Here is a 23,349-nt window from a genome sequence, read left to right on the forward strand (position 1 = left end):
GAATCGCTTGTCTGTGTTAGTGAGATAAGTCAGCATAGTAAGTATCGTGGATGAAGTGATTGCACTATATGAATGAGATGTCCTTATACAGTTTGGCTGGCTGTGCGTTTGCGTTGTTGCTGCTGTTGCCCTTGTGGCTGCTAAGCCGGCAAAAACAGCGGTTAGCTTTGCAGTTATCGGAGCAAAAATGCCTGCAGCTCGAACAGCAATTGATGCTCTGTCAGCAAGAGCTGCAGAGCCACACTGAACTGGCTGCGCGTAGCCGTGAGCTGGTGCAGGTACGGCAAACCGAGCTTCGCGAGCGCGAGCTGCAACTGGCAGAGCTAAAACAAACACTGCAGCAACAAAAAGCCGAGCAACAGGCCGTGCAGAGTGATTTTCTGGCGGTCAAAGAACAGCACGACCGGCTGCACAGTACGCTGACTGCCAAAGAACAGCACTTCGCCGAGCAACTAGCGCTGATCAAAGACAGTCGTGATCAGCTGAAAAAGGAATTTGAATTGTTGGCGCAAGAGGTGCTGGAGCGAAAAGGGAAGGCATTTAGTGCGCTGAGCCAGCAGCAGCTGCAACAGTTGTTGTCGCCACTGCAGCAGGATATGAAGGGCTTTCGTGACAAGATGGAGCGCATTCACAGTGAAGAGTTGCAACAGCGCAGTGCACTGAAAACCGAGTTGATCAACTTGCAGCAACTGAACAACCGTATTACCGATCAGGCCGAGCAACTGACCAGAGCGTTGCAGGGCCAGAAAAAAGTGCAGGGCAATTGGGGCGAGCTGATGCTGGAGAATGTGCTGGATAACTCCGGGCTGCGTGCCGGGGTGGATTATCAGCGCGAAGTCAGTTTTGACACTGAGGATGGGAAGCGCCGGCCCGATGCCATTATTTACCTGCCGCAGCAGCGCCATATGGTGGTGGATGCTAAAACCTCACTGGCTGCTTATACCCGGTTCGTCAATGCAGAAGACGACCAGCTTCGTATGCAGGCTTTGGCAGAGCATTGTCAGGCGGTGAAAGACCGCATCAGTGAGCTGGCGGATAAAAGTTATTACCAGTTAGCCGGACTGAACTCTCCGGAAGTGGTGTTTCTGTTTATTCCGATTGAGTCGGCCTATGTCGAAGCACTGAAATACGATCCTGATTTGTACCAGCGGGCGCTGGAGCGTAATGTGCTGGTTGCTACACCGACTACCTTATTGACCAGTCTGAATATTGTCCGCCAGCTGTGGCGCTTTGAAGAGCAGAGTAAACACAGCGCTGAGCTCGCCAACCGGGCGGAAAAATTCTACAACAAACTAAAACTATTCTTAGACAGCATGCAGGGTGTAGGCAAGCAGCTCGATAAAGCGCGTGAAAGCTACGACAAAGCCTTTGGTCAGTTGTACAGTGGCCGGGGAAATTTAATTAAACAAGCGGCTGAGTTTAAAGAGCTCGGGGTGGCGGTAAAAAGTGAATTGGATGCGGAGCTGTTGGAAAAAGCACGGTTGGAGCTGCATCCAGCTGGGCATCAAAACCAGCCGGATGGTAGCACAGCGCACGCGGACGATGTTAGTGATAACAGAGCGCAAAAAGCATCACCGCCAGCATAGCGAAGCCGCCAGCACTGAAAATGCCAAACTCGATGCGTGCCTCCATTTTTTGCTCCGGGCTTAGTCCGGCCGGCAACAGGCAGGCATAGATCAAACAGCTCAGACCAAAAGTCAGGCCAAGGACAATAAAAGCGAAAATGAAGGACGAAACAACTAATTCCACACAAGACTCCTTACAGCATGCAGTTCAGGACTTTGGATAGCCTGCGGATCATCGGCGGCACATTCTACGGCAAATGCATGCACTTTGCATAAAAAAGCCGTTCAATGGGCCACCAAAAGCGCCGAGCTTCCTTGACAGGTACGGAACTATTCTTGTTTTCATTTATATCTATTCCTATTTGAAACATAAGCTTACACTGTTTTCGGAATGAAATATTCTTATTTATTAAATTATTCCGCATAATTTATTTCAAATTGTCTGAATCTTTGCTATGTTAAAACTGTTCGGAAAACGAACAGCGCATTATAAGAAATCCAGGTGACCAGTTAGGAGAGATGCACGTGAAGTTGAAACCATTAATCGGATGTTTAGCCCTGGCCGGGCTAGGCACACACGCGATAGCGAACGACAATCTGTCTGCCGCAGAGGCCGATGAAGCCGTTGAACGAATTCGGGTCACCGGCTCCAGTATTAAACGTACAACCCTGGAAGGTGAACTTCCTATTACCGTCTTTACCCGTGACGAAATCAACGCGGCTGGCATTACCTCGGGTGAACAGTTGTTGATGCAACTGAACATTGCGGGTAATGGCGTAGACAATATGGCCAGTAATGAAGGTATCTCAACGGCAGATAACCGGGCCAACCATGGTAATTCCGGTGCCAACCTGCGTGGGCAGGGCTCGGACGCTACCTTGGTGTTACTGAATGGTCGTCGTTTAGCGCCGCATGGCTTAAAAGGCCGCAGTGTTGACTTGAACTCGATTCCTTTTGCTGCACTGGATCGGGTTGAGATCCTGCGGGATGGCGCCTCTGCAGTCTATGGTACCGATGCCATTGGTGGGGTTATTAACTTTATTACCCGCAGGGATTACACCGGTGCTCAGGTTTCCGGCTTTGCCGATGTGACTGAGGCAGGTGCTGGTCATATTTACCGTGCCAATGCCCTCTTTGGGGTTGGTGACTTTGACCAGGATGGTTGGAATGCCTTTGCGACCATTACTGCCAAGCGCAATTTGGGTATTCGTGGCACGCAGCGGGATTTTACCAACTCTTTTCAGGAAGACAGAGGGTTATCACCCGATACCCGTGGTACCCCTTTTGCGACCATTTTCAATGTCAGCACTGACGCAGCACCAGGCTTGATAGGTTCCGGCCTGATTGACCCTAACCCAAACAGCCCTGTCGCCCGTCAGGATGCCATCAACATCCTGGCTCTGCCAGGTGGTGGTGGTTGTGAGTCTGGCGGTGACTTTATGGGCCGTTTTGATCCGAATCTGTACCCATGGTCGCCGCAGTCTCAATATGCCTGTGCCTGGGAGTATGGCCGGCACCGTATGCTGCAATCGCCTCTGGAAAGTCTGGATTTTGTTGGCCGGCTGTCGTTCAACTTGGGTGATAGTCATGAGATGTTCTTCGAGCTCTCCGCTGCCCATGTTGAGTCCAGAAAGAGTTTTGAGCACTATCAGATCAGTTCCAGCGCTCTGGCAACAGCTCAATTCAATCCATCGACCTGGTACCCAAGTACCGGTGCTAATTACGACCGGATCTACAATGCTCTGGGGGATTATTTTGGTTTTGACGGTCTGAACTATGGCGCTCCTATCGCTTATCGTTGGCGCTGTATCGAGTGTGGCCCGCGAACCTTTGATACCGATACCACTTCGTACCGGGCTTTGCTGGCATTTGAGGGCATGGTTGGTGACTACGATTACACCGTGGGTCTGTCGCGTTCAGAGAATACCTCCAAGACGAAGCTGGTCGATGGTTACTACTATCTGGACCAGTTACAGACGTTGCTGGGCAGCGGCACCTTGGATCCCTTTGTATTTCCGGGCCAACAATCGCAAGCAGCACTGGATGGTTTAGCCGCAGCGTCTGCTGCTGGTCTGAAACTGTACGAGGGCACCACTACGTTGACGCAGCTGGATGCTGTTGTATCCGGTGATCTGGGCTTCGAGTTACCGGGTGGTTTTATTCAGGCTGCGGTAGGCACCGACTTGCGCCGTGAGGAATACAAGTTTGATGGTTCGGATTTAGAGCCGGGACGGACAGTGCCACTGGCGCCGTTTGATGACCAGAATGCGCTGGATAGAGTTAGCCGCAACATCAAAGCAGTCTTTGCCGAAGTCTATCTGCCGGTACTGGATAACCTGGATCTGACCCTGGCAGGCCGTTACGACCACTACAGCGGTTTTGGCAGTACCACCAACCCGAAAGTCTCTTTGAAGTACCAGCCAGTGGAGCAGGTAATGGTGCGGGCTGCTTACAGCACCGGTTTTAAAGTACCTAACTTTAACCAGTTGTTTGAAGGTGAGCGCTCGGAGCCAATCACGGTCGATACCTGGTTTGATCCGGCAAGTTGTCCGGATGGCCAGGTGAGTGAAACCCCGGGCTGTGAATCGATTCAGCCAAACCTGATCCGCGGTGGTAAGGTGGATTTGCAGCCGGAAGAGTCCACCCAAAAGAGCATTGGGGTGGTCTTGGTTCCTACCGATAATTTCAACATCAGTGTCGACTGGTGGGAAATTGAGCGTACCAATACTATCCGGGTGGCTACCCAGGCGGTATTGCTGGAGAACTACGCTTCGTTCCAGGAGAACTTTATCCGGGATAGTTCAGGTCAGATCACAGCGATTGATGCCCGCTTTATCAACTCGGGCGGTACCTTAACCCGTGGTATTGAAGTGGATGCCAACCTGACTGGTGAACTGGCTGGCGGGAGCTGGCGTCTGCGGTTAAATGGTAACTACCTGCAGAGCTTTAAGACCAAAGCACTTGATACGCTGCCCTATAGCGAAAACCTGGTTGGCCAGTTTGTGTACAACAACAACTTGCCTATCAAGTGGAAGCACACGCTGAACTTCAGCTACACCCATGGTGACTTTATGCACAGCCTGACGCAAATCTATCGTCATGGGTATGAAAGTGCCGTTTTCGCCCGGATTGCCAGTGGTGTCCACAACCCGCCCAACTTTGATTACCGGGTGAAAAGCTACACCACCTACAACTACAGCCTGACGTACCGTGGTCTGGAAAATACTCTGATTACCATGGGTATTAAGAACCTGTTTGACCAGGACCCACCATTCTCATCGCACAACATGGACTCTGCAGCTGGTTCTGCCTGGGAGCCTCGTGTGGCAGATCCTCGTGGCCGGGCTTATACCCTGCTGGTTGAGTACACCTTCTAAGGTTGTCTACAACAAAGAAGTAAGTGCAGTAGCACTACCCAAACCGCAGCCCTGGAGCTGCGGTTTTTTTTAACTGCAGTACCTATACAGCAAAGCAGATGGTATGACAGGTATGGCAAAGCTAATCGGTATAAAAAAAACCGGCAACCTTGCGGCTACCGGCGGTGGTATCGGCAGGGAGAGTGCCGTTTAAGCAAGCATGTTAAGACCTTTGATACTGCGAATACCAAGGCCAGGGGTGTCCTGAATGCTGATGTCCGCACCTTCGAACAGCACATTGCCCTCAACAGGATCAAAAGAGCAGAGTGAGGGGCCATCCAAATCAACCTTGGTAATGACATCGGATTTTGCCACGGCCAGGTGCACTGCTGCAGACACGCTGATACTGGTTTCCAGCATGCAGCCAATCATGCACTGCATATCGTAAAAGGAGCAGATGTCGGCAATTTTAATGGCATTGGAGATCCCGCCGGTTTTCATCAGCTTGATATTGATGATATCGGCAGCACGCATTTTAATCAGTTCAATCACTTCGCGTGGGCTAAAGGTGGTTTCATCAGCCATCACTGGGGTATGCACCCGATCGGTCACGTACTTGAGGCCATCGATATCCAGCGCTTTCACCGGTTGCTCGACCAGCTCCAGCCGGACGCCGGCATCTTCCAGTTTGTGCAGCGCATAGACCGCCTCTTTCGCAGTCCAGCCCTGATTGGCATCCAGTCGGATCAGCGCCCGGCCTTCTACCGCGGCGTAAATGGCTTTTACCCGCTCAATGTCTACACCAATGTCTTTACCGACTTTCACTTTCAGTGTTTCAAAACCCCGCTCCACGGCTTCGAGAGAGTCGGCCACCATTTTATCGATGTAATCGACACTAATGGTCAGATCGGTGGTGAGCTTCGGCACACCGCCACCCAACATCTTGTACAAAGGGGCGCCGTACAATTGAGCAAATAAGTCATACACCGCAATCTCTACCGCTGCCTTGGCGCTGTAATTTTTCATAATACAGCCTTGAATCACCCGGGTGACGTGGTTCAGATCCGAGATATCCAGGCCCAGTAACTTCGGCTTGATCACGGTTCGAATCGCCTCGATAATCGAGCCATGAATATCACCGGTGATCACTGCGGTGGCTGGTGCTTCACCATAGCCAATGTGGCCGGTATCGGTTTCTACCATCACCACCACATCTTCAATCTCATGCACAGTGCGTAGCGCCGTTTTAAAAGGCGTTTTCAGTGGCACTTTCAGCATGCCCAAACGAATATCTGTAATCTTCATGTCAAACCTCAAGCGCAAGAAAGCAGTTGCTTGCAATACCACTATAACCGAACACTGGAATGGCCGCCTTGGACTCAGGCCAGCCAGGATAGCATTTTACCAACCAGCAGGCCTCCAGCTGTGCCAACCACATATCCCAGCATTGCCATCAGCACACCAACGGGGATCAATGCTTTGGAATAAGCCGCTGCCAGAATAGGTGCCGAAGCCACGCCGCCAATATTAGCCAGTGAGGCCACACCGCAGGTAAAGAGATCCAGGCGGAAAATTTTGGCCACCAGTGCCATCAGCAGACCATGAATGCAAAGGATCATCAGGCCTGCTGTCACATAAATTGGAGCCTTGGCCAAATCGGCGAAATCGGCTCTGGAGGCAATCAGTGCGATAATCACCAACAGCATGATCTGGGATAGCTCTACCGAGCCCGACAGTTTACCAAGCCGGGTCATGGCCGCCAACACACCAGCCAAGGTCACCAACAGAATGGTCCAGGTCATGGTGGTTAAAAAAGCGGTGGTTGGCAATAAGCTGGCCAGCTGCTGACTGACGGCAGACACCAGAAAGCTGAGGCTAAGCAGTACCAGTAAATTCAATTGGGTGACGGCCTTGTCATCGTGCTGCACCGCCAATCGCTCGCCCGCCTTTGCCAGCAAACTGCTGTCTGCTTTGGTCCAGCGGTTGAACACTGCGGCGAAGGGCACCAGCGCCAACAGAATCATCACCCAGATGGCGTAGTCTATCGAGTCCATCAGCAGGGTATAGCCCATTCGGCTATCCGGTACATCCAGCGCGGATTGGATGGCGGCCATATTGCCGGTACCTCCCATCCAGCTGCCGGAGAGCGCTGCGAAAGTTTTCCAGCTATCGGGCTCGAGCCAGCGGTGAAACAGAGCAAAGGTAATCACAAAGCCCAGCATAATGGTGACAACGGCAGTAAAAAAGGCCCCCAACATGCGGGGACCAAGGTGGGCAATCGCTCGTAAATCACTTTTTAACAACATCAGGAAAATCATGGCGGGTAACAGGTTGTTGCGCACCGCGCTGTAAGTCGCCCGAATACTGTCGGTTTGACTCCACAGGCCTAAACTGGATGCCAGCATCACACCGAAGTACAGCAGCACTATGCCTGGCAGAATAGTGAACAGGCGCCAGCCGCTGTACTTTTCCAACAAACCAAGCCCGGCGGCAATCAGTAATAAAACCGTTAAGAATAGGAAACCATCAGTAATCATCAGCTATCCGCAGCAATGTAATTAAATATTCTGCATGTATTGCAACACTAGCATAAATTATTCCTTTGTAAAATGATTTCCTGCCGATTCTTTAAGCTGTTTCTCATCAGAAGCAGAGAAAACCTTGGTAAACTGTCGATTTTTCTTGGAATAAATAATTCTTGAGTGGTTTTGTTTTTAGAATAATTGAGTTGTCGAATGATGGAGGCTTTGCTATGGTGTGCTGAAAATTTCCGCAACACCAGGTCACCGATGAAAAAACGTGTACTGCATTTTGGTTGGATTGCTACTATAGCTGGCATAGCCCTTTATCTAGGATTGACCGCTGTGCACACTGAACTTTCGCTGGAACACAAGATAGCTCAGAAGTTGATGATCGATATTCGCTATTTTTGCAAAGAGCCGGGCGAGGAGCCTTGCCGTCAGCCGGTCACCCAGCTTCCAGACGAGCTCAGCCAACTGATCACCGAAACTGGCCTCGGCGGGGTGATTTTGTTTGCCGAAAACCTGCAAACGCCAGAACAGATCATCGATTTGACACAGGACCTGCAGCAGGCGGCCATGCAATCCCCGGTTAGACAGCCGCTTTTTATCTCGGTGGATCAGGAAGGAGGCCGGGTGTTCCGTACCCCGCGCAGCTTCAGTACCGGCTTTGCCGGTAATATGGCGATAGGGGCGACCTATGCGCGGCATGGTGTGTTTTACGCACAGCAGGTTGGTACTGTGCTTGGCAAAGAGCTGGCAGTGCTGGGGATCAATACCAATCACGCGCCTGTGGTGGATGTGAACAGCAACCCGGCCAACCCGGTGATCAATGTGCGTGCTTTTGGTGAGCAACCACAGCCAGTGGCTGAGCTATCGGTGGCCTTGCTCGATAGCATGCAGCAACAAGGGGTGCTGGGCACCCTGAAGCATTTTCCCGGCCATGGCGATACTTATCTTGATAGTCATCTGGCCCTGCCGTTGGTCAGCCATGCCCGTGCTCATATCGAGCAGCTGGATTTAGCGCCATTTCAGTGGGCCATCGATCAGACGGAAGTGCCGATGATCATGACCGCGCATATTCAGTATCCGGCACTGGATGCCAGCACCATCACCAGCAAAGAGGGCGAGCGCATCATCCGTCCTGCCACCATGTCGCGCGCTATTTTAACGGATCTATTGCGTCAGCAGATGGGCTTTGATGGCCTGGTGATTACCGATGCATTGGATATGGCGGCCATCAGCCATTATTTCACGCCCGGCCAGGCGGTGCAGGAAACCTTTGCTGCCGGCGCCGATATTGCCCTGATGCCCTATCCGATCCGGCGACCTGAGGATATGGTGGCATTGAAAGCCCTGATTGCGGAGCTGGCAGCTCTGGTACGACAGGGGGTACTCAGTTCTGCCGAACTTGAAAGCTCCTGGCAGCGCATACATCGTGTGAAACAGCGCTGGTTAGCAGACAGCAAGCCTGTTAGCGATCGCACCCAGTTGTATCAGGCGGCAAGGCAGCAGTTGGGTCAGCCGGGTTCCAGGGAGCTCGAGCAGGAATTGGCCCGTCAGGCGCTGACATTATTGCATGCCAAACCAGATAGGCTGCCTTTAGCAACCAATCGGTTTGCTCATATCCACATTGTGGCAGCAACCTCATTACAGGCACGGATGCTCAAACAATCGCTAAGCGAGCATTGGCCAGAGCTCTCTTTGGGGCAGTTGCGCTGGACCGAAAGCAGTTTCGATCATTGGCAACTTGAGCAAGCCATCGAGTTCAGTCAGCAGGCCGACCTGGTGATCCACGCCGGTTGGCAGCGACTGGCCAGCCTGGTCGATCTGGGTGGTATGGCCGATGCGGCCCGTCAGGCCCAGCCCGCAATCAGCTATGCCGCAGCGATGCAAGCCAGTGAGCAGGTGTTACAGAGTGCACAGCAAGCCGGCGCAACCGTAGTACTGCTGGGCTTTGGCACCCCCTATGAACTAACCCCGTTACTACCGTTCAGTGACATCAGTATGTTGGCCTATCACCATGGCATTGAGCCAACTGAGGCTGGCTCCTTGTATGGACCCACCTATCAGGCAGTTGCTGAAGCCTTGCTTGGGCTTACCCCCATGCATGGGGAGTTGCCGGTACGATTGACTGTGCCAGACTTGGTTGTCAGGGAGGCGGATTAAATGCTGTGTGGTGATGACTCAGTGAAGCATGTATTCCGGCTTGGATTGCTAGCGCTGTCATTGGTTCTTTTTACCAGGACGGTAACGGCCAGCAGCGGCGACTGGGATATCCGGGTACGTGAACCGGCTCAGCTGAGTGTTGAACTGCCTGAGCGGCGCAGCCAGCGTGCTTTGGTCAATGACCGGCGTATTTTTTACAGCTATCGGGGCCAGGGCGCCTTGTGGCTGGACTTACAGCAGGCGACATCGGCCCGCATCCTGATCAATGGCCGCGAGCTTGTTTTGCCCACGGAGCTCAGCAGGCAACCGATGATCTTGTCGCTGGCAGAGTACACCCGTGACGGATTAAATCAGCTGCATCTGGCGGACGTTAAGCCGGCAGGAGCCTCCATTCGCTTGCGTTTTGACTACCCAAGGCTGCGTGAGGGCTCAGCCGATGAAGCCGGTTTTTCAGCAAAGCGGCTGGCAGAACTGGACGCGCTGATCGAGCAGGAGGTGGCGGCCGGTTTTCCGGGCGCTGTGTTGCTGATTGCCAAAAATGGCCGGGTAATTAAAGAAACGGCCTATGGCTATGCCAAGCGCTACGATAGTAGCGGTCAGCCGTTGACACAGCCAGAGCCTATGCAAACTGATACGCTGTTTGATATCGCTTCCAACAGCAAGATGTACGCGACGGTCTATGCGGTGATGAAGCTGGTCACCGAGGGTTTGCTGGATGTGAATGCGCCGATAGCGCAGTATCTGCCAGAGTACCGGGGCGATGGGCGTGAACTCAGGCTGGTGCGGGACTTACTCGATCACAGCGCCGGCTATGGCCCGGAGTTGCATTTTTTCCGGCCGGATAACCGGTTAGGTGCTGATTTTTATTCGATTGAACCGGAGCGCACCAAGCAGTTGCTGATAGAGCGGGTGCCGTTTGAGCGGCCACGTGGCCACAGTGCTGTGTATAGTGATACTGGCTTTATGCTGTTGGGGGCTCTGGTTGAGCGGGTAGCTGGTATGGCGCTCGACAGTTATCTGGAGCATGGACTTTACCGGCCGCTGGGCCTTAGCAGCACCTGGTTTAATCCATTGCAAAAAGGCATCCCTGCCAGCCGGATTGCGGCCACCGAACTGGATGGCAACACCAGAGGAGGAGTTCGTCAGCAGTTTCCGGCGATGCGACGGGGGGTGTTGCGTGGTGAAGTGCATGATGAAAAAGCGTTTTACTCGCTGGCAGGGGTGGCAGGCCACGCCGGGTTATTCAGTACGGCCAGAGAGTTGGCGGTACTGATGATGCTGGCGCAGCATGGTGGCTATGGCGATGTGCCGGTCTTTAGCCAGCCGGTGATCCAGCAGTTTGTGCGGCCATCGAGCCAGGATCATCGTTTTGGCTTGGGCTGGCGCACGGCAGTGGGTGGAGATCTGGATTGGCACTTTGGCCCTTATGCCAGCCGCTATGCGTTTGGTCATACTGGCTGGACCGGCACTGCCACCCTGATCGATCCGCACTACGATTTGCTGGTGGTGCTTCTGACGAATAAAAAACATTCACCTATCGCCCGCGATGGCAACAGCTACTATTTCACCGGTGATCGGTTTGAAACCGGCATGTATGGCAGCGTGATGAGCCTGGTGTACCAGGCGATGTTGGGGCTGTAACCCCGCCGGGCAGATAAACGCAGCAAAAGGCTGAGAAAGGACGTTTGATGGATATAAAATTGACAGCGCTGGACTGGCTGGTTTTTGGCGGCTATTTTGCCTTGTTGGCGGCCATGGGCTGGTTATTAAGTCAGCGGCGTGCCGGCAATGCCCGCGATTACTTTCTGGGCGGCAATCAAATGCCGATGTGGGCCGTGGCTATTTCGGTGATGGCAACCTCACAATCAGCCGCCACTTTTTTAGGTGGGCCGGATCAGGGCTTTCGGGGCGACCTGACCTATCTGGCGACTAATATCGGCGCTTTTATTGCTGCTTTTGTGGTGATGTTGTATCTGATCCCACGCTACTATCAGGCCAGAGTCAGTACGGTCTATGGTTTGCTGCAGCAGCGCTTTGGCAGCAGTGCCAAACGTCAGGCAGGCAGCATGTATCTGTTTGGCCGGGTGTTTGCCAGTGGAGCCCGCCTGTACATGGCAGCGATCGCCGTGTCGATGGTGATTTTTCATAACATTGATGCCAGCAGTGTAGTGCTGTCCATCGTGCTGCTGGCTTTTGGCGCGCTGGCCTATTCGGTGGTCGGTGGTATTCGCTCGGTGATTTACACCGATGCGTTTCAGTGCGCTGTCTATGTGCTGGCGGCGTTGGCAGTATTGCTATACCTGCTGTGGTTGATCCCGGCCGAGCCGGCCGCCATTGTATCGGCACTGAAACAGCCGCTGGATGGCTCTGGCTCCAAGCTGCAGCTGCTGGATTTCTCGCTTGATTTTGGCGCCTCCGGCGTGTTCACTTTTTGGTCGGCCATGACCGGTTTTGTGCTGCTGAACATCGCTGCGTTTGGACTGGATCAGGACATGACCCAGCGGGTACTGACCTGTAAAACCGCGAAAGAGGGGGCCAGAGCCATGCTGCTGTCGGTGGTGCTGATCATTCCGGTGATGCTGCTGTTTATTGCCATCGGCATGTTGCTTTATGTGTTTTACCTGCGACCGGACCTGATGCAGCAAGGCGGCTCTGAGTTGGCCAACAGCTTTGCCGGTGAAACCGTCACCGTCTTCATGTATTTTGTGCTGAATGAAATGCCGGCCGGTTTACGCGGTCTGGTCACCGTGGGGGTAGTAGCTGCGGCGTTGTCTACCATGACATCTGGCCTGAATTCGATGTCCTCGGTATTGGTGGAAGATTTATACCGGCCCTGGCGGCTGCGGCGGAAGCCACAGAGTTCTGAACAGCACTTCGTGCGGGCCGGGCAGTTTGGCATGCTGCTGACCGCAACGGCGCTGTCGGCGATGGCGGTGCTGTGTTTTTACTGGCAGCAGTTCAGCGATATGCCGTTGCTGGCGTTTGCTCTTAGTGTGATGGTGTTTTCTTACAGTGGCTTACTGGGGGTTTATTTTACCGTGCTGTTCACCCGCCGTGGTAATGCTACAAGTGTTGCGGCGGCACTGATTTGCGGTTTCTTAGTGCCATTGTTTTTTCAGCCTTATGTCCTGCAGTGGTTTGGCCCAGGTTTTGCCGAGTGGGATTTGGGCTTTACCTGGCAGCTTTGCCTCGGTACTTTATTAGCTTTTGCGGTCTGCTGCCTTGGAAAACCCAAAGCGAAGCAGCCTGTGTTCTCAGCCGCAGCTACAGGAGATGCAGCGTGACGGATTTTATACTGGGTATTGACGCCGGAGGAACCAAAACCCTCGGCCGTTTGGTGCAGCTGGCGACAGGCCGAAGCTGGCAACTAAAAATGGGCTCAGCTTCTTTGACCAACGACTACAACAATGCCGCGGCAACCCTGTATCAGTTGATCAGCAATTTGTTCGAGCAGGCTAAGTGCCAGGGCGATCAGGTCACGGTGGTCGCCGGGGTACCGGGTGCTGGTAATTTGCAGCTGCGCAAATCACTGGAACTGCACCTGGCAGAGCTGTGCCCGCAGCTGTGGATCACCACCGATGCGAAAACTTCGGTCTGGGGGGCGAATAATGGCCAGCCGGTGGCGGTGGTAGCGCTTGGCACCGGCTCGGTCGGCATGCGGCTGGAACCTGGTGGCGAAGAGCGGCAGTTTGGTGGCTGGGGCTTTAATATTGGTGATGAAGGCAGTGGAGCTATCTTAGGTAAAATGGCAGTGCGACAGGTGCTGGATGAGTTTGATCGCAGTCGTTGCTTTCACTCTGAACTGGCCAAAGCGGTGACCGCGGTAATCGGCACTGATCCGGCCAATATTCTGGGCTGGCTCAAACATGCTGTGGTCAACGACTTTTCCAGGCTGGCACCGCTGGTACTGCCATTGGCAGCAAACTGCCCGCAGGCGGCCAGGGTGTTTGCCCGTTACCTGGACGATGTGGTGGAGCTGATTGATTTAACCTGTCTGGATGTGCAATTACCCATCGTGATTCTGGGTGGCCTGGCGGAAGGCACCATCCCCCATCTGCCAGCGCGTATTCGTCAGCACATTATTCCGGCTGCCGGTACCTCAGTGGACGGTGCCTTGTTGCTGGCCACAAAATGGCGCAGTGGTGAGCTGGCGAAAACGGAGCCAAGAGTATGAGCAAACAGCCAGAACTGGATAGTCAGCAAGAGCAACAACTGTTGCAGCAGCTTGGCAGCTTTCTGTCGGAAAGCCGCAACCCGGATACAATGGATCTGGATACGCTGGACACCCTGCAACTGCTGCAACGCATTAATCAGGCCGATCAGCAGGTGCCGCAGGTGATTGCCGGGATCCTGCCGCAAGTAGCTCAGGCGGTTGACGCCATTGTGGCCGCCTTTCGCAGTGGTGGGCGGTTGATTTACATGGGTGCCGGCACCAGTGGCCGTTTAGGCATACTGGATGCGGCCGAATGCCCGCCGACCTTCAGTACCCCGCCAGAGCAGGTTCAGGCGCTGATTGCCGGTGGGCCAGCTGCTATTTTGCAGGCGGTGGAAGGTGCCGAAGATGATGCCGCTCAGGGCGTGGCTGATGTACAGGCTATTCATTTATCTGCCAGGGATGTGCTGGTGGGGATAGCCGCCAGTGGCCGTACCCCTTATGTGGTGGCCGCCATGCAGTATGGCCGCGAGCTTGGGGCCACCACCATTGGGATCAGCTGCAACCCGGCTACAGCGGTGCTTGCAGCTGCGGATATCCCTCTGTGCGCAGCCGTAGGCCCTGAGGTGTTAACCGGCTCTACCCGGATGAAATCCGGTACCGCCCAGAAACTGCTGCTGAATATGCTCTCGACCGCCAGCATGGTGCGAAGCGGTAAAGTCTATCAGAACCTGATGGTGGACTTGCATGCCAGCAATCAGAAGCTATTGGTGCGGGCAGCGCGCATAGTGGCTGAAGCCACTGGCTGCAGTCATCAGCAGGCCAAACAAATGCTGAGTGAGTCTGATTACAATGCCAAACTGGCAATACTGCGAATTCTGACTGGTTTAGCAAAGCCTGAGGCCTCGGCTTTATTAGAGCAGCAAGCCGGCTTTTTACGCCAGGCGCTGACACAGCACCAGCCAACTTAACCGGGTCTACAAAATAATTGCCTTTACCCCTGCAACAGGGTGGAATAATTTATTCTGTGCATATATCATCTAGAATAAATAATTCTGCCTGTTCAGGAGTCTCTTCATGGCCATTGGCTATCAGCAGCAACAGCTGCACATCGAGCAGCTTGCAGCCTCGTCGTTGCTGCAGCAATACGGTTCCCCCTGTTATGTGTATTCCAAAGCGCAATTGCTGGCCAACTTGCAAGCTTACCAGCAAGCCGCCACCGGCCTGGATGCCCTGATTTGCTTTGCCGTTAAAGCCAACTCCAATCTGGCGGTATTGCAGTGCTTTGCAACAGCCGGTGCCGGTGCTGATGTGGTCTCGGTGGGTGAACTGCAGCGGGCACTGGCGGCTGGTTTTCCGGCCGAACGTGTGGTGTATTCCGGGGTTGGTAAAACCAGAGACGATATGGCGCTGGCACTCAAGGCCGGCATTTTGCAATTTAATGTCGAGTCCATCCCTGAGCTACGGCGCTTAAGTGAAGTCGCAACAGCCCTGGGCCTGGAAGCTGCGATTGCCATCCGGGTGAATCCGGATGTGGATGCCGGGACCCACGAAAAAATTGCCACCGGCAAAGCGGAAAATAAATTCGGTATCAGCTGGCAGCAGGTGGAGCAAGTGTATGCACTGGCAGCCGAGTTGCCGGGGATCCGTATTCAGGGCGTCGATATGCATATTGGCTCGCAAATTACCGGGCTGGCACCGTATCAGGCAGCCTTTGAGCGCATGCTCGAGCTGGTGGAGCGCTTGCAGGCATTGGGCCATCCGATTGATACCATTGACCTTGGCGGTGGCCTTGGCATCTTGTATCCGGATGCCAAACAAGCGGTTGCTATTGATGAGTACATGGCACTGGTACGGCAGTATTTTGCCAACAAAGACTGCCGGCTGATTCTGGAGCCAGGGCGCTCTCTTGCTGCCAATGCCGGTGTGCTGCTGTGTCAGGTGGAATACGTCAAGCAAGGGCCCGCTAAAACCTTCCTGATACTGGATGCGGCGATGAATGATTTGCTGCGTCCCGCCATGTACGGTGCCGTGCACGATATCTGGCCGGTGCAACAGCAACCGCAGCGTGCCAGCCAGTGCTATGATGTGGTCGGCCCGGTGTGCGAAACCGGCGATACCTTTAGTATGGGGCAATGGCTGCCAGAGCTTGCACCGGGAGAAGCGGTGGCCATTGGCCAGGCAGGGGCTTATGGCGCTGTGATGGCATCCTGCTACAACACCAGAGCTTTGGTGCCTGAAATACTGGTATCCGGCAATCAATCGGCACTGGTGCGTCGTCGCATCGAGATTGAGGAGCAGCTGAGTTGGGACCAGATGCCAGATTTTTAACATTGTTTACCGGGGCTGGCTGTTCAGGTTATAGTAGCGCTGCTGGCCCAGGCTTAACACGAGTACAAAAACAATATGGTGTGTCTACTGAAAATCAGAGGTTTGCAAGACCAGATGTCTGCCATTGAACGCAAACTTGCTGACTTTATTCTGGATAACTCGCATTTACTCCGTGACTACTCATCGCAGCAACTGGCTGATGCTGTAGGCGTGAGTCAGTCCAGTGTGGTCAAGTTTTGCCAGAAGGTAGGTTACAAAGGCTACCCGGATTTTAAGCTGGCGGTCAGTGAAGCTTTGGTGGCTCAATCCAATCTGAGCCGGGAAGAACAAAGCGACACCAAAAAAACACCGCTGGCTGAAGTGGAGCAGTTTCAACTGCAGCTGCAGGCCAGTTACCGCACCGTGCTGGAAATCAACGAAGCCAAGACATTAGCGCGTGCGACTGAACTGCTCGATAAAGCCGATAAAATTTTGTTGGTTGGTTTTGGTGGCTCTGGCCTGGTGGCAGCAGACTTTGCCTTTCGCCTAAGGCAATTGGGTAAAACCGTGTGTTATCATCCGGACCCCGCGGTACAAATGCAGTACAGCGCTCAGCTGAGTGAGCAGAGTGTTTTCTTTGCTATCTCACAAAGCGGGGAGAATCAGGATGTACTGCGTCTGGCCCGCCAGCTGAAATCACAAAAAGTTCAGCTGATGTCGTTGACCTCCTTTAAAACCAACCCGCTAAGCCTACTGGTGCAAACGCCATTGTATGTGCTAGCAGGTGACAGCAGCTCCCGTCTGGATCCACTGTTGGAGCAGTTGGGTGCTCAGCATTTATGCCATCTCCTCTATCTGCAATTAAGTAAAATAACTGCCAATGCCAAAGTGCTGGAGCACAGTCAGCGGTTGTTGCAACAACTAGCGCAGCGTTAAGACTTATCTGCACCCGGTATTTCAGGGGTGAGTTATGGTGTCAGATAATTTTACAGCCTAGCTATTGCCTCTGCATAACTAGCTATGAAATATGGGTTTTTATTCTGGCTCTTTTTTTGCATACACACTTTTTGCAAGTGTAACTCAATGTAATTCAGTATCGATAAAAAAAAAGATAATAGAATGAATGCACGTTTTGTGGTCGCCTCCTTGTTTGCGCTAAACTCCGTTTCCGTTATTGCCGGTGTCATTCGTCATGATGTGGATGACTCTGTCTACCGCACACTGTCCTACAACCAGCAATTTGACAGTGTAGGCGCTATATTATTCGATACGCCAAATGGTGGTTTTATCTGTAGTGGTACTGTAATCGCCAGTAACTGGGTACTTACTGCTGGTCACTGTGTCGATGATGCCATCAGCATGACCTTTTATCTGCCGCAGTACGATGATGGCCGGACGACGTTGCTTGGTCATACTGCGCACACTGCCAGCTCATGGGTGTGGCATGAAAATTGGACTGGTAATAACTTGTGGGATGGTTGGGACATCGGTCTGATGTACTTTGACAACCCATTTGATGTTGAGCCGGCTAAGTTATACACCGGAAACAATGAGACTGGTGCTGTCACGACCCATGTTGGTTATGGTGCGACAGGCAATGGTTTGACAGGCGTAACAGCGGGTGCAGGTCAGCGTCGTGCCGGTCAGAACCTGGTCGATGGGCTATACTCTGATGGAGGAACGGGCCAGCAGATCCTTTTATCTGACTTTGATCACCCGGATGAAACTGCCATCAACACAGACTTTGGCATGACACACAATGAGCTTGTGAACTTCGCCTATGATATATGGGGTTTTGGCATCACTTCACAAAGTGGTGCTTTGGCTCTTGAATACGGCATTGCTGGAGGTGACTCTGGCGGTGCTGCCTTTATCCAGGAAAATGGTGAGTGGTTACTGGCCGGTGTGCACTCTTTTGGCAGTGGTTTGTATCGCCAGCCAACCAGCCGTTATGGTGAAATTTTTGGTTCAGTACGGGTCAGCGATATGTATGATTGGATCCAGTCTTATACGTCTACCCCAGTACCAAATCCGGCTACTCTTGGCCTGTTTGGCTTAGGCTTGACTCTGCTGTGGGTGCGCCGCCGCCGGAGTTAATCCGCTATCTTTTATTTATTAAAATCCACCCTAATCCGGTGGATTTTTTTATGAAAAAAAACCAGCGAGCAAGTCGCTGGTGTGGGCAAGGCCGGGCAAAACCCCGGCCAAAAGCGCTAACGGATGAAGATTTTAGTGCTCGCTGACCGGCTCCAGGTTGTCTGGATCGCTGCTCAGATCCCGTGCCAGCAACAGGTACATGGCCGGTACTACAAACAAGGTGAAGGCGGTGCCTATGGTCATGCCGCTGGCAATCACCAGGCCCATGGCATAGCGGGAGGCAGCTCCGGCGCCACTGGCAATCAGCAATGGAATCATCGCCAGTACGGTGGCCGCTGTGGTCATCAGAATAGGCCTTAGCCGCACGGCGGTGGCTTCTTCGATGGCTTCACGCTTACTCCTACCTTCCTGCTGCAACTGGTTGGCAAACTCGACAATCAAAATACCGTGCTTGGCAATCAGGCCGACCAGGGTCAGCAAACCGACCTGGGTGTAGATATTCAGGCTGGTAAAGCCCAGGCTGATAAAGATCAGCGCGCCGCAAACACTCATTGGCACGGTAACCAGAATAATGACGGCATTTTTGAACGACTCAAACTGCGCCGCCAGTACCAGAAAAATCACAATCAGTGCAAAGAAAAAGGTGATCACCAGTTGCTGACCTTCCGCTTTAAACTGCCGTGACTGACCAGCGTAATCCACGGTATAGCCGGCAGGCAGTACGTCGGCGGCAATGTCTTCCAGTACAGCCAGGGCTTCACCCAAGGGCACGCCAGGGCGGGGCAGGCCTGAAATTTTCACCGCATTGAGCTGCTGGAAGCCCTTTAATGCCTGTGGTTGTACACTCTCTTCCAGCGTGATTAAGGTGGATAACGGCACCAGTTCACCATCCCGATTGCGGGTGTAGTAGTTTTTCAGCTGCTCCGGGTTCAGGCGCTCTACCCGCTCTACCTGCGGGATCACCCGGTAGGAGCGGTTATCCAGCGCAAAGCGTCCGGCATCAGCTCCTGCTAGTAAGCTGCCCAGATCAGCGGCGATTTGCTGCATACTGACACCCATCAAAGCGGCTTTATCCCGATCGACATGCACGGTCTGGCGCGGCCGGTCGATTTTTAAATCGTTGTCGACAAAGATAAAACGACCACTGGCCATGGCGCGGCCCATCACTTGCTGCGCTACTTCTTGCAACGCTTCAAAGGGTTGGGTAGAGCCAATCACAAACTCCACCGGCAAGCCACCGCCCGGTGAGGGTAGGGAGGGTGGTACCAGTGCAAAGCTGTTCAGGCCGGGCAAACTATCCAGGAATGGCTGAATTTGCGTTTCCAGCACCTGCTGGGTGCTGCGGCTACGCTGATCCCAGGGCGATAACACCAGGCCGGCAATGGCGGTATTGGTGCCACCCATGCCATTGATGATAAATACATTCTCAAGCTCTGGAATGTCATCCAGCAACCGGTTCAACTCCTTGGTATTGCGCTCCAGGTAATCCAGGGTGGCATAACTGTCGGCGCTTAAGATGGAGAATACAAAGCCCTGATCTTCAGCCGGCTCCAGTTCCGATGGGCTGGTGACAAACAAGAAGTAGCAGGATACCAGCACGATACCACCAAAGGTCAGCAGCACTGGCAAGTAGTTCAGCGCACCATGCAGTTGCTTTTGATAGCCACGGCGCAGGCTGCTAAAGCGACGATCCAGCCAGGCTTCAAGGCGCGGTTTATCGGCCTCGGATTTGTGCGCTTTTAAAATGTAGGCACACATCACCGGTGACAGCGTCAGTGCTACTACGCCGGATAAAATCACCGTGGCAGCCAGGGTAAAGGCAAACTCGACAAAGAGTACGCCGGTTAAACCGCCGACAAAACCAATCGGAATAAAGACCGCGACCAGGGTGGTGGACATGGCAATAATGGGCCAGGCCAACTGCCGGGCTCCCAAAATAGCGGCCTCAATGCGCGACTTGCCTTCTTCCATAAAGCGGTGAATGTTTTCCAGCATAATGATGGCATCGTCCACCACGATGCCGATGGCCAGTACCATAGCTAACAAGGTCAGCAGGTTGATGGAAAAGCCCAGCAACCACATTAAAAAGAAAGTTCCGACTAAGGAGACCGGAATGGCGATGGCGGGAATAATGACACTGCGCATTGAGCCTAAAAAGGCGTAGATCACCAACACCACGATCAGCAGCGCCAGTACAATGGATACCACCACCTCGTTGATGGCATTTTCGATGTATTCGGTGGAGTCGTATGGAATGTCGGCGCTTAACCCTTCGGGCAGTTGTGGAATGATTTCGCTGTCCCAGATACGGCGTACATCGGCAATCACATCCAGTGCATTGGCATCCGGTGCTATTTCAATGCCCATAAAGGTAGCGGCCAGGCCATTAAAGCTCACAGAGCTCTCATAGCTTTCAGCACCAAGTTCGACTTCGGCAATATCCATTAAGCGCACCAGTGCATCCTGATCGGTACGGATCACCAGTTGCTCAAACTCTGCCACACTGCGCAGATCGGTGGCAGCATTCAGATCCACTGCTACCATCTGGCCTTTGGTGCGACCAAGGGCTGCCAGTACGTTGTTGCTACGCAGCGCCTGAGTGACATCGCTGCCGGTGACGCCCAGTGAGGCCATCCGGTGTGGGTCCAGCCAGATCCGCATGGCAAAGGTACGTGCTCCAAGGATTTCTGCCCGTTGCACACCAGGAATGGTGGCCAATTGTGGCTCAACCACTCGTACCAGATAGTCGGTAATTTGGTTATTGCCAAGCACTTCACTGTAAAAGGACAGGTACATCGCAGCCACGTCCTGGCCGACCTTCAAGTTGACCACAGGATCCCGGGCATTTTCCGGTAACTCGGACCGTACCTTGTTCACCTGAGCCGCGATCTGAGTCAGCGCCTCATTCGGATCGTAGTCGAGCCTTAGATAGGCTTCAATCGAGCTCATGCCGGCAACGGAAGTCGATACGATGTAATCGATCCCTTCAGCGGCAGCAATTTCACGTTCCAGCGGACTGGTGATAAAGCCCTGAATCAGGTCGGCATCGGCACCAATGTAGGTGGTAGACACCGTGACTACGGCATTTTTAATTTCCGGAAACTGGCGCACATTCATATCGAATAAAGAACGCAGGCCGAGTAGCACAATAAAGAGGCTAACCACCGTGGCCAGCACAGGTTTACGGATAAAGACGTCGGTAAAACGCATCTTTGAATTCCTTATTGGTTGGCCGGTTGCGGATTCAGTTCGGCGCTTGGCTGTGCATTGCCATTCTCGCTAACTTTTACTGCGGCACCATTGCGTAGCTTTAATAGTCCAGAGGTTGCCACCTGATCGCCGGGTTCCAGACCACTAAGCACATTGATTAAATCGCCTCTGGTTTCGCCGGTTTGCACAAAGCGCTGAAAGGCTTTGAGCTGCCCATCTTCTTCGCGCAGCACAAAAACCGAATTACCAAACGTATTGAACTGAATGGCCGTCTGGGGCACCAGCAACACATCCTGTACCTGACCGGTGAGTACTTCGACCCGGCCGAACATACCTGGACGAAGTTGGTAGTCGGGGTTTTGCAAGGTGGCCTGAATTTCTACGCTGCGGCTGGAGGCTCGCACGCCCGGGGAGATTGCAGTAATTTCACCGTAGAAAGCCTGTTCCTGATGCGCATCGACCCTTACACGAACCTGCTGGCCCAGATGAATTTGCGATAGCCGCTGCTCTGGCAAGGTGAAGTTCAAATACACCGGATCTAAGGCCTCCAATGACACCACGGCTGAACCTGGGGAAAGTAGTTGGCCCAGATTGACCCGGCGAATGCCAAGGATGCCACTAAAAGGTGCGCGGATTTCTTTTTGTGCAATGCGAGCTTGCTGCATGCGAACGGCTGCGGCTGCCTGCTCGGCCTCACTTTCACGGCGGCGCAGGTCAAGCTCGGAGACACTGCGCTCCTGGAACAGGCGCTGGTTGCGGTTTAACTCGATTTGAGCCAGCTTTGCTGCCGCCTGCAACCGAGCCAGTTCGGGTTGGTCGATGCTGTCATCCAGCTTGACTAACAGCTGGCCTTTTTCTACGGCCGCACCGCTTTCAAACAAAATTTCCCGCACAATTCCGCTACTTTCGCTGGTCAGCTCCGTGCCTTGCATCGCGACAAAGCTGCCCACCGCGCTGATGGCTGCTTCCCAGCGATCCGGCTCAGCCTTGGCGGCAGTGATGCTGGCGGTTGGCATCGGCATGTTGTCAAAAAACTGATTCATAAAGTGATTGCCGATGGCTTTGTAGCCGAAAATACCGCCAAAGACAATGAGGACGGCAAGTAACATCAGACTCATGCGCTTAAACATGATGGCTCCTTGATAGGCTGCCTGGCAGCCAACTAATTTTAATAAAAACAATGCAGGCCAGCAGAGTCTTGCTGGCTATGATGCGATCTTTAAATGCTGTTCAATCTGCTTAACCAGCTGTTCCAACACGGTTGGTTGACTGAGATCCAGCAGCGGTTGCCACTGCATGCCATTCAGCAACCGGTGCATGTTGCGGTACATGGTCATCGGTCCGCGAGGGATAGAAAATGCTTCCAGCAGGCCCTGGGTATGGTCCAGCGTATGGCTGCCCTGACACAAAGCCCAGGTACCATAAGCAAGCTCCATGGTACTGGCGCCTTGCGGATCCAGATCACCTTCGTCGATGGCTTGCTGCACAATGCCACTGACAATCCGGCAAATCGGTTGACCACACTGCAGCAACTGCTGCCGTCTGGCTTCGGAGGCATTTTCCCACACGGCTTCGGTCATCACGTACTGCGATAACTTGACGTAATTGGCCTGGCGGCGATTAAAATCCTGCTCAGCCACACAAATAGCGAAGATGCGCTGGCGTGATGGCGCCTGCCACTGTTCAATACGCTCAAACAGCTCCAGATGCAGCGCGGATTGTCGGGCCATCAGTGCCATCAACAGATCCTCTTTCGAGGTAAAGTGCTGATACAGGGTGCCGGTAGCGTAATCACAGGCTTTGGCCAGTTTGGCCATTTGCAACTGAATAAAGCCTTCTGCAGCAATCAGCTGCTCGGCTGTATCCAGAAACAGTTGCTCGCGCTCTTCCCGCTCCCGCTGTTTGCGTTCCGATGTTCCCATAACCACCTCTTTTGATAGGGTGGCATATTTTGAACCAGATTCAAAAA

At 53.3% G+C, this 23,349-nt stretch carries 16 protein-coding genes; 10 read left to right on the plus strand and 6 right to left on the minus strand.

Annotated features, from left to right (window positions below; all coding sequences use genetic code 11):
• Positions 1–212: 212 nt before the first annotated feature.
• Positions 213–1,586 carry a DNA recombination protein RmuC gene (rmuC, locus tag QWY20_RS15065; RefSeq protein WP_407935438.1) on the plus strand — a complete coding sequence of 458 codons (1,374 nt, stop codon included), beginning with the start codon at positions 213–215 and terminating at the stop codon, positions 1,584–1,586.
• Here the strand turns inward: rmuC and QWY20_RS15070 are convergent.
• The gene (locus QWY20_RS15070) at positions 1,546–1,749 is read right to left on the minus strand and encodes a hypothetical protein (protein ID WP_330129825.1); all 204 of its coding nucleotides are present in this window, start codon (positions 1,747–1,749) and stop codon (positions 1,546–1,548) included. The two genes, rmuC and QWY20_RS15070, sit on opposite strands and share 41 nt — an antisense overlap.
• Before the next feature lie 335 nt (positions 1,750–2,084).
• Here QWY20_RS15070 and QWY20_RS15075 point away from each other — a divergent pair, with 335 nt between their 5' ends.
• Entirely contained in the window at positions 2,085–4,943 is a 2,859-nt protein-coding gene (locus QWY20_RS15075; RefSeq protein WP_407935437.1) for a TonB-dependent receptor domain-containing protein, read from the plus strand.
• Between the two features lie 189 nt (positions 4,944–5,132).
• On the opposite strand, the gene QWY20_RS15080 is transcribed toward QWY20_RS15075, so the two are convergent.
• On the minus strand, positions 5,133–6,227 hold the full coding sequence (locus QWY20_RS15080) for a dipeptide epimerase (RefSeq protein WP_330129827.1): 1,095 nt from the start codon (positions 6,225–6,227) through the stop codon (positions 5,133–5,135).
• 74 nt (positions 6,228–6,301) lie between these two features.
• Positions 6,302–7,459, minus strand: a complete 1,158-nt coding sequence (locus QWY20_RS15085; RefSeq protein ID WP_330129828.1) for a DUF819 family protein — start codon at positions 7,457–7,459, stop codon at positions 6,302–6,304.
• 327 nt (positions 7,460–7,786) lie between these two features.
• Here QWY20_RS15085 and QWY20_RS15090 point away from each other — a divergent pair, with 327 nt between their 5' ends.
• The 8 genes from QWY20_RS15090 to QWY20_RS15125 all read left to right on the plus strand — a co-directional run bounded on the left by QWY20_RS15090 (position 7,787) and on the right by QWY20_RS15125 (position 18,170).
• Positions 7,787–9,610 carry a glycoside hydrolase family 3 protein gene (locus QWY20_RS15090; RefSeq protein WP_330129829.1) on the plus strand — a complete coding sequence of 608 codons (1,824 nt, stop codon included), beginning with the start codon at positions 7,787–7,789 and terminating at the stop codon, positions 9,608–9,610.
• Positions 9,611–11,251, plus strand: a complete 1,641-nt coding sequence (gene pbp4b, locus QWY20_RS15095) for a penicillin binding protein PBP4B (protein ID WP_330129830.1) — start codon at positions 9,611–9,613, stop codon at positions 11,249–11,251.
• Positions 11,252–11,298: 47 nt separating this feature from the next.
• Complete coding sequence (locus tag QWY20_RS15100; RefSeq protein ID WP_330129831.1) at positions 11,299–12,894, plus strand: sodium:solute symporter; 1,596 nt, start codon at positions 11,299–11,301, stop codon at positions 12,892–12,894.
• Positions 12,891–13,784, plus strand: a complete 894-nt coding sequence (locus QWY20_RS15105) for a BadF/BadG/BcrA/BcrD ATPase family protein (protein ID WP_330129832.1) — start codon at positions 12,891–12,893, stop codon at positions 13,782–13,784. The genes QWY20_RS15100 and QWY20_RS15105 overlap by 4 nt, the downstream gene beginning before the upstream one ends.
• The gene (murQ, locus tag QWY20_RS15110) at positions 13,781–14,734 is read left to right on the plus strand and encodes an N-acetylmuramic acid 6-phosphate etherase (protein ID WP_330129833.1); all 954 of its coding nucleotides are present in this window, start codon (positions 13,781–13,783) and stop codon (positions 14,732–14,734) included. The genes QWY20_RS15105 and murQ overlap by 4 nt, the downstream gene beginning before the upstream one ends.
• Before the next feature lie 106 nt (positions 14,735–14,840).
• Positions 14,841–16,094: a diaminopimelate decarboxylase gene (gene lysA / locus QWY20_RS15115; protein WP_330129834.1), complete on the plus strand. Its 1,254-nt coding sequence runs from the start codon at positions 14,841–14,843 to the stop codon at positions 16,092–16,094.
• Positions 16,095–16,169: 75 nt separating this feature from the next.
• A complete protein-coding gene (locus QWY20_RS15120; protein WP_330129835.1) occupies positions 16,170–17,009 on the plus strand; it encodes a MurR/RpiR family transcriptional regulator in 840 nt (279 codons plus the stop codon).
• Positions 17,010–17,192: 183 nt separating this feature from the next.
• Positions 17,193–18,170 (plus strand): S1 family peptidase, encoded by a 978-nt coding sequence (locus tag QWY20_RS15125; protein WP_330129836.1) that lies wholly within the window; start codon positions 17,193–17,195, stop codon positions 18,168–18,170.
• A 132-nt stretch (positions 18,171–18,302) separates the two neighbouring features.
• Here QWY20_RS15125 and QWY20_RS15130 read toward each other — a convergent pair whose 3' ends face one another.
• From QWY20_RS15130 to QWY20_RS15140, 3 genes are all read right to left on the minus strand, one after another.
• Complete coding sequence (locus QWY20_RS15130) at positions 18,303–21,380, minus strand: efflux RND transporter permease subunit (protein WP_330129837.1); 3,078 nt, start codon at positions 21,378–21,380, stop codon at positions 18,303–18,305.
• An 11-nt stretch (positions 21,381–21,391) separates the two neighbouring features.
• A complete protein-coding gene (locus tag QWY20_RS15135; RefSeq protein WP_330129838.1) occupies positions 21,392–22,510 on the minus strand; it encodes an efflux RND transporter periplasmic adaptor subunit in 1,119 nt (372 codons plus the stop codon).
• Between the two features lie 75 nt (positions 22,511–22,585).
• Positions 22,586–23,302 carry a TetR/AcrR family transcriptional regulator gene (locus QWY20_RS15140; protein WP_330129839.1) on the minus strand — a complete coding sequence of 239 codons (717 nt, stop codon included), beginning with the start codon at positions 23,300–23,302 and terminating at the stop codon, positions 22,586–22,588.
• Between the last annotated feature and the right edge of the window lie 47 nt (positions 23,303–23,349).

Source organism: Alkalimonas cellulosilytica (genome assembly GCF_036325985.1).
Lineage (GTDB): Bacteria > Pseudomonadota > Gammaproteobacteria > Enterobacterales > Alteromonadaceae > Alkalimonas > Alkalimonas cellulosilytica.

Bases quoted from the DNA above. Each gene is read 5' to 3' on its own strand.
- QWY20_RS15140 (WP_330129839.1), bottom strand. From the start codon at position 23,302: ATGGGAACATCGGAACGCAAACAGCGGGAGCGGGAAGAGCGCGAGCAA.
- murQ (WP_330129833.1), top strand. From the start codon at position 13,781: ATGAGCAAACAGCCAGAACTGGATAGTCAGCAAGAGCAACAACTGTTG.
- QWY20_RS15120 (WP_330129835.1), top strand. From the start codon at position 16,170: ATGGTGTGTCTACTGAAAATCAGAGGTTTGCAAGACCAGATGTCTGCC.
- QWY20_RS15085 (WP_330129828.1), bottom strand. From the start codon at position 7,459: ATGATTACTGATGGTTTCCTATTCTTAACGGTTTTATTACTGATTGCC.
- QWY20_RS15100 (WP_330129831.1), top strand. From the start codon at position 11,299: ATGGATATAAAATTGACAGCGCTGGACTGGCTGGTTTTTGGCGGCTAT.
- QWY20_RS15080 (WP_330129827.1), bottom strand. From the start codon at position 6,227: ATGAAGATTACAGATATTCGTTTGGGCATGCTGAAAGTGCCACTGAAA.
- rmuC (WP_407935438.1), top strand. From the start codon at position 213: ATGCTCTGTCAGCAAGAGCTGCAGAGCCACACTGAACTGGCTGCGCGT.
- lysA (WP_330129834.1), top strand. From the start codon at position 14,841: ATGGCCATTGGCTATCAGCAGCAACAGCTGCACATCGAGCAGCTTGCA.
- QWY20_RS15130 (WP_330129837.1), bottom strand. From the start codon at position 21,380: ATGCGTTTTACCGACGTCTTTATCCGTAAACCTGTGCTGGCCACGGTG.
- QWY20_RS15075 (WP_407935437.1), top strand. From the start codon at position 2,085: ATGCACGTGAAGTTGAAACCATTAATCGGATGTTTAGCCCTGGCCGGG.
- QWY20_RS15135 (WP_330129838.1), bottom strand. From the start codon at position 22,510: ATGTTTAAGCGCATGAGTCTGATGTTACTTGCCGTCCTCATTGTCTTT.
- QWY20_RS15125 (WP_330129836.1), top strand. From the start codon at position 17,193: ATGAATGCACGTTTTGTGGTCGCCTCCTTGTTTGCGCTAAACTCCGTT.
- pbp4b (WP_330129830.1), top strand. From the start codon at position 9,611: ATGCTGTGTGGTGATGACTCAGTGAAGCATGTATTCCGGCTTGGATTG.